The organism is Bradyrhizobium sp. CIR48, assembly GCF_014198315.1.
GTDB lineage: Bacteria > Pseudomonadota > Alphaproteobacteria > Rhizobiales > Xanthobacteraceae > Bradyrhizobium.
Genome location: NZ_JACIHG010000002.1, coordinates 868,611 through 874,610 on the forward strand (window position 1 = coordinate 868,611; position 6,000 = coordinate 874,610).

Genomic DNA, 6,000 nt, shown 5'->3' on the forward strand with positions numbered 1-6,000 from the left:
ACCTCAGGATGACGGTCTGTGCAAGTCGCCCGCAAGGAAATTGAAGCCATGGTGACCTTCTACGGCAAATCCTTCGCCTCCCGCCTGCTGATCGGCAGCGCGCTCTATCCCTCGCCTGCGATCATGCAGGAAGCGATCCGCGCCTCCGGCTCGAACATCGTCACGGTGTCGCTGCGGCGCGAATCCGCCGGCGGCAAGACCGGGGACGCGTTCTGGAAGCTGATCCGCGAGCTCGACGTCACCGTGCTGCCGAACACCGCGGGATGCCGCAGCGTGCGCGAGGCGGTGACCACGGCAAAGCTCGCCCGCGAACTGTTCGGCACGAGCTGGATCAAGCTCGAGGTCATCGCCGACAACGACACGCTGCAGCCCGATGTCGTCGGCCTCGTCGAAGCCGCCACCATCCTGATCAAGGACGGCTTTGAAGTGTTCCCCTATTGCACCGAGGATCTCTCGGTCGCCAACCGCCTGGTCGATGCCGGCTGCAAGGTGGTGATGCCGTGGGCAGCTCCGATCGGCAGCGCGAAGGGCATCACCAATCGCGATGCCTTGAGGCTGCTGCGCGAGCGCCTGCCCGACATCACGCTGGTGGTCGACGCCGGCCTCGGCGCTCCCAGCCACGCCGCGCAGGCGCTGGAGCTCGGCTATGACGCCGTGCTGCTCAACACCGCGATCGCCAAAGCCGCCGATCCCGTCGCGATGGCAAACGCCTTCCGCCTCGGCTGTGATGCCGGCCGCACCGCTTATGAAGCCGGGCTGATGAACGCCCGCGACTTCGCCTCCCCCTCCACCCCTGTCGTTGGGACTCCGTTCTGGCATGCCGTATCCTGATCGATTTTATCCCGTCGTCGACAGCCTCAAATGGGTCGAGCGACTGACAAAGCTCGGCGTCGGCACCATCCAGCTGCGCGCCAAGGAGCTCAACGACGCCGACGCGCTGCAGATCGTCACCGACGCGCTGGCCATCACCAAGGACACGCAAGCCAAGCTGGTCGTGAACGACTATTGGCGCGCCGCCGTCGTCGCCGGCGCGAAATATCTGCATCTCGGCCAGGAGGATCTGGCGGAAGCCGACCTCAAGGCCATCCGCGAGGCCGGCCTCTCGCTCGGCATCTCCACCCATGACGATGCCGAGCTTGAAACCGCGCTCAAGGCAACGCCCGACTATGTCGCGCTCGGCCCGATCTTCTTCACCACGCTTAAATCGATGCGCTTCGAGCCGCAGGGCATTCCGAAGATCACCGAATGGAAGAAGCGCATCGGCAACATCCCGCTGGTCGCGATCGGCGGCATCAAGTTCGAGCAAGCCGCGGAGATCTTTGCGGCGGGTGCGGATTCCATCGCGGTGGTGTCCGACGTGACGCAAAACGCCGACCCCGATGCCCGGGTGCGCCAGTGGCTCGGCCTGTCGACGGAGGCTGCGTGATGTGCGTCCGCCCCTCTTCAACCCGTCACCCCCGCGCAACGGCGCAGCCGTTGTCGCTGGAGGTGGCCGCTTCTTCAGCGGCCCTCGAAGGGCGGCGGCCCGGCTCTTTCATCCTTCGAGGCTCGCTTCGCGAGCACCTCAGGATGACGAGATCAAACACTGGACAACAGAATTAAACCGGAGGATCACATGAACATCCGCTCCAACCCCGAAAAGACCGTCCCCGCCGTCACCACCGGCCCCCTGCCCTCCTCGCGAAAAATCTTCGCCTCGCCTGACGCTGCGCCCGACCTGCGCGTGCCCTTGCGCGAGATCATCCTGTCCGAAGGCGCGGGCGAGCCGAACCTGCCGGTTTACGACACCTCGGGCCCCTACACCGATCCGTCCGTGACGATCGACGTCAACGCCGGCCTCGCCCGCAGCCGCAAGCAATGGGTGCTGGAGCGCGGCGGCGTCGAGGAATATCAGGGCCGGCAGATCAAGCCGGAGGACAACGGCAGCGTCTCCACCGACAACGCCGCGCGCGCCTTCAGCGCCTATCACCAGCCGCTGCGCGGCCTCGACGGCCACAAGATCACCCAGCTCGAATTTGCCCGCGCCGGCATCATCACCAAGGAGATGATCTACGTCGCCGCCCGCGAGAACCTCGGCCGCAAGCAGCAGCTCGAGCGCGCGGAAGCAGCCCTCGCCGACGGCGAGAGCTTCGGCGCGTCGGTACCCCCCTTCATCACGCCGGAGTTCGTTCGCGACGAGATCGCGCGCGGCCGCGCCATCATCCCCTCCAACATCAACCATTCCGAGCTCGAGCCGATGATCATCGGCCGCAACTTCCTGACCAAGATCAACGCCAATATCGGCAACTCGGCGGTGACGTCTTCCGTCGAGGAAGAGGTCGAGAAGATGGTGTGGGCGATCCGCTGGGGCGCCGACACCGTGATGGACCTCTCGACCGGCCGCAACATCCACACCACCCGCGAATGGATCTTGCGCAACTCGCCGGTGCCGATCGGCACGGTGCCGATCTACCAGGCGCTGGAGAAGTGCAACGGCGATCCCGTCAAGCTGACCTGGGAGCTCTACAAGGACACGCTGATCGAGCAGTGCGAGCAGGGCGTCGACTATTTCACCATCCACGCCGGCGTGCGCCTGCAATACATCCACCTCACCGCCAGCCGCGTCACCGGCATCGTCTCCCGCGGCGGCTCGATCATGGCGAAGTGGTGCCTGGCGCACCACAAGGAGAGCTTCCTCTACACGCATTTCGACGAGATCTGCGACCTCATGCGCAAGTATGACGTCTCGTTCTCGCTCGGCGACGGCCTGCGCCCGGGCTCGATCGCGGACGCCAACGACCGCGCGCAGTTCGCGGAGCTGGAGACGCTCGGCGAGCTGACCAAGATCGCGTGGGACAAGGGCTGCCAGGTCATGATCGAAGGCCCCGGCCATGTGCCGATGCACAAGATCAAGATCAACATGGACAAGCAGCTCAAGGAATGCGGCGAAGCGCCGTTCTACACGCTTGGACCGCTGACCACCGACATCGCGCCGGGCTACGACCACATTACGTCAGGCATTGGCGCTGCCATGATTGGCTGGTTCGGCTGTGCCATGCTCTGCTACGTCACGCCGAAGGAGCATCTCGGCCTGCCCGACCGCAACGATGTCAAGGTCGGCGTCATCACCTACAAGATCGCCGCGCACGCATCTGACTTGGCCAAGGGTCACCCCGCCGCGCAATTGCGCGACGACGCCCTCTCCCGCGCCCGGTTCGACTTCCGCTGGAGCGACCAGTTCAACCTCGGCCTCGATCCCGACACCGCGAAAAACTTCCACGACGAGACCCTGCCGAAGGAAGCCCACAAGGTCGCCCATTTCTGCTCGATGTGCGGCCCGAAGTTCTGCTCGATGAAGATCACCCAGGACGTGCGGGACTACGCCGCAACGCTGAACGATCCGAACAGCGTCGGCATGTCGATGGCCGGCACCGCCGAGGACGGCATGGCCAAGATGAGCGCGAAGTTCAAGGAGATGGGCGAGAGCCTGTATCTGGATGCGGAGAAGGTGAAGGAGAGCAATCGGGTGTTGTGAGGGGGCAGGATAGGCTTTCGGGACGACAAATGTCGTCCCGAAAGTCGCAACACGATGCGAACAGTGCATGCGGTTTGAAGTATTGCCAGGACTGCCACCTTACGGCCCGCCGGCCATATCGTTCACAGAACGTGGCGATAGCGAGTTCCGTGAAGGTTTGGTTATTCGCTTCTATCCGAAGAGGTCCGACCCGTGGGTCGGCAATTTCCTCGGTGGCATGTCCGACTACACCAATGTGCTTGACCACCCTAACGGTAGGGATGTGATCGTCGTCGCTTGGGGCGAGACCTTTATTATCGATCCGGAACACCGTGCCATTCGAGAGCACGTTGCAAGTGATACCCAGCGAGCAATCCCTGCATCGGCTCTTGGCTAATCCTTTTCCAAGGCCTCGTCGGCTTCAACGCTGTTCGGTCAGACAATTCACGATGGAGTAGTCCGCGGATTTCGTGGGATAGCTTCCGCAGCATCTGCCTTCAGGAAACCGAACTTACCGGCGAAGCTTGGACTCCGATCGGTGATACTTGGGTGCCGTTCACGCTCGATCTTCTGACCGGCCGTTGCACCGGCGGCATCTATGAAACGGACATGGCTCGGGCTGTGCACATAACGCCAAAAGCAGATTAGCAATCGTAGCCTGGATGAGCGTCAGCGACATTCGGGATTGACAGTTGCCCCGCATGTCGCTGGCGCTCATGCGGGCTACAACGTTGCGGATAATTGATTTGCCTACCCCCCTCCTCGACCGCCTCCCCGACCAGCTCCGCCCCAACCTCCGCCTCGTGTTCGTCGGCACCGCCGCCTCGACGCGCTCGGCCGAAGTCGGACACTACTACGCTCATCCCGGCAACCGCTTCTGGCGCGCGATCCATGAGGCCGGGATCACGCCGCGGCGCTATCAGCCGAGCGAGTTCGCTTCGCTGATCGCGCTCGGGATCGGCTTCACCGATCTCTGCAAGACGGGCGCCGGGATGGATCACCAGATCGCGGCGGAGACGATCGACGTATCAGGCTTCAGGGCGAAGATCGAAAAATATCGGCCGCGGACGATTGCGTTCACGAGCAAGAAGGCGGCGAGCTTGTTTTACGGCCGGCCGTCAGCTGCGATCGCGCTGGGGCGGCAGGCGCGCGATGAGAGCTGGCCGGAGATCTTCGTGCTGCCGTCGCCGTCGGGTGCGGCGTCCGGGCATTGGACGATTGAGCCGTGGCGTGAGCTTGCGGCGTGGATTGGTGCGTAGGGTGGGCAAAGGCGCTCTTGCGCCGTGCCCACGATCTTTCCATGGGTCCGGCAGAACGTGGGCACGGCGCGCGAAGGGCGCGCCTTTGCCCACCCTACGGCACTTCAGCCCACGCCTTCAGCTCCCGCGCGAGGTTGACGCGGGCTTGCCGATCGAACCTCGCGGCGAAATCCGGATCGGGAAAGATCACCTCGCGTGCAGCAAAATGGCGGAGCACGCGGGCACGGCCGATACGATAGTCGTCTTCGCCGACGTGGATGAATTCCCGGCGGATCGCGGCGGCATAGGCGTCGTAGCGCGCGGCATCAGTGCCGAGAATGCTGAGGTCGATCGAGATCAGGATCGCACCGAGACGATCGCCGGCGGCAATTTCGTGCGTCTTGGTCAGGCGGATCAGGCGGCCGACCTCCTGACGAAGCTCGGCGCGGACATGCTGCTCGGCGAGCTCCGCGCTGCGCTCCTCGTTATCCGACCGGGTCGGGTCGTACACGACGTCGTGCCACCAGATCGCCTCCGACAGCGTCTCGCGCTCGGCGACCGAAAGACCTTCGACACGCGCGAGCGCGGCGAGGCAATCCTCGATATGCGCGAGATTGTGATAATGGCGGCCGGGCGCCGCATAGGCCGCGGCCAACTGTTCCCGATTCATCGGCAAGGCATCATTCATCGAACAGTTCCTTGAACAGCCTCTTCGCACGTTCGAGGCCTTCCTCCGTAAACACCACGGATTTCACCTTGCCGACGGGATCGTCAATCATGCCCTTGTCATGCAGGCGGCCGAGCACGTCCCAATCAAACCCCTTCCAGGCCCGATAGCCGTCGTGCAGAGTCAGGTAAAGCAGGGCGAGCGCTGCGTCGTCGATCTTGTCGTTGTTGATGGCCATCTTGATCTCCTCCGGAGCGGGCGGAGGATATCCTATTGCGTAACAGGCAATCTGCAATGGCGACTCAGCGGCGTGGGGTGGGCAAAGGCGCTCTTGCGCCGTGCCCACGATCTTTCCGTGGGTCCGGCAACGCGTGGGCACGGCGCGAAGAGCGCGCCTTTGCCCACCCTACGGGATTGGTCTTTTCGGTACGGGGACCAACCGCAACAGATAGATCACGCGGTGATGGGGTGGACGGCCCCCTACGGCATCAGTGTGCCAGAATGAGGTTGTCACACACCCATTCACAGGAGCCGTCCGTGAGCCAGATTATCCGTATCGGGATGGATACGTCGAAGTATATTTTCCAACTGCATGGCGTCGA

Annotated in this window: 7 protein-coding genes; 5 read left to right on the plus strand and 2 right to left on the minus strand. The window is 63.5% G+C overall.

Annotated features, from left to right (window positions below; genetic code table 11):
* The first annotated feature begins 48 nt into the window (after nucleotides 1–48).
* The 5 genes from GGD66_RS10470 to GGD66_RS10490 all read left to right on the plus strand — a co-directional run bounded on the left by GGD66_RS10470 (nucleotide 49) and on the right by GGD66_RS10490 (nucleotide 4,752).
* Complete coding sequence (locus tag GGD66_RS10470) at nucleotides 49–831, plus strand: thiazole synthase (RefSeq protein WP_092253539.1); 783 nt, start codon at nucleotides 49–51, stop codon at nucleotides 829–831.
* Nucleotides 818–1,426, plus strand: a complete 609-nt coding sequence (locus tag GGD66_RS10475) for a thiamine phosphate synthase (RefSeq protein WP_183257597.1) — start codon at nucleotides 818–820, stop codon at nucleotides 1,424–1,426. Before GGD66_RS10470 ends, GGD66_RS10475 begins: the two co-directional genes overlap by 14 nt.
* Before the next feature lie 189 nt (nucleotides 1,427–1,615).
* Nucleotides 1,616–3,514: a phosphomethylpyrimidine synthase ThiC gene (gene thiC, locus GGD66_RS10480; RefSeq protein ID WP_183257598.1), complete on the plus strand. Its 1,899-nt coding sequence runs from the start codon at nucleotides 1,616–1,618 to the stop codon at nucleotides 3,512–3,514.
* Nucleotides 3,515–3,581: 67 nt separating this feature from the next.
* Entirely contained in the window at nucleotides 3,582–3,890 is a 309-nt protein-coding gene (locus tag GGD66_RS10485; RefSeq protein WP_183257599.1) for a hypothetical protein, read from the plus strand.
* A 319-nt stretch (nucleotides 3,891–4,209) separates the two neighbouring features.
* Nucleotides 4,210–4,752 carry a mismatch-specific DNA-glycosylase gene (locus tag GGD66_RS10490; RefSeq protein WP_183257625.1) on the plus strand — a complete coding sequence of 181 codons (543 nt, stop codon included), beginning with the start codon at nucleotides 4,210–4,212 and terminating at the stop codon, nucleotides 4,750–4,752.
* Between the two features lie 94 nt (nucleotides 4,753–4,846).
* Here the strand turns inward: GGD66_RS10490 and GGD66_RS10495 are convergent, their stop codons facing one another.
* Together GGD66_RS10495 and GGD66_RS10500 are read right to left on the minus strand one after the other, a co-directional pair.
* Nucleotides 4,847–5,401 (minus strand): phosphohydrolase, encoded by a 555-nt coding sequence (locus GGD66_RS10495; RefSeq protein WP_183257626.1) that lies wholly within the window; start codon nucleotides 5,399–5,401, stop codon nucleotides 4,847–4,849.
* Nucleotides 5,402–5,411: 10 nt separating this feature from the next.
* Nucleotides 5,412–5,636, minus strand: a complete 225-nt coding sequence (locus GGD66_RS10500; RefSeq protein ID WP_092253553.1) for a DUF6429 family protein — start codon at nucleotides 5,634–5,636, stop codon at nucleotides 5,412–5,414.
* Between the last annotated feature and the right edge of the window lie 364 nt (nucleotides 5,637–6,000).

Coding starts and splice junctions, on each gene's coding strand:
- GGD66_RS10470 (WP_092253539.1), top strand. CDS start 49: ATGGTGACCTTCTACGGCAAATCCTTCGCCTCCCGCCTGCTGATCGGC.
- GGD66_RS10475 (WP_183257597.1), top strand. CDS start 818: ATGCCGTATCCTGATCGATTTTATCCCGTCGTCGACAGCCTCAAATGG.
- thiC (WP_183257598.1), top strand. CDS start 1,616: ATGAACATCCGCTCCAACCCCGAAAAGACCGTCCCCGCCGTCACCACC.
- GGD66_RS10485 (WP_183257599.1), top strand. CDS start 3,582: ATGCGGTTTGAAGTATTGCCAGGACTGCCACCTTACGGCCCGCCGGCC.
- GGD66_RS10490 (WP_183257625.1), top strand. CDS start 4,210: ATGCGGGCTACAACGTTGCGGATAATTGATTTGCCTACCCCCCTCCTC.
- GGD66_RS10495 (WP_183257626.1), bottom strand. CDS start 5,401: ATGAATCGGGAACAGTTGGCCGCGGCCTATGCGGCGCCCGGCCGCCAT.
- GGD66_RS10500 (WP_092253553.1), bottom strand. CDS start 5,636: ATGGCCATCAACAACGACAAGATCGACGACGCAGCGCTCGCCCTGCTT.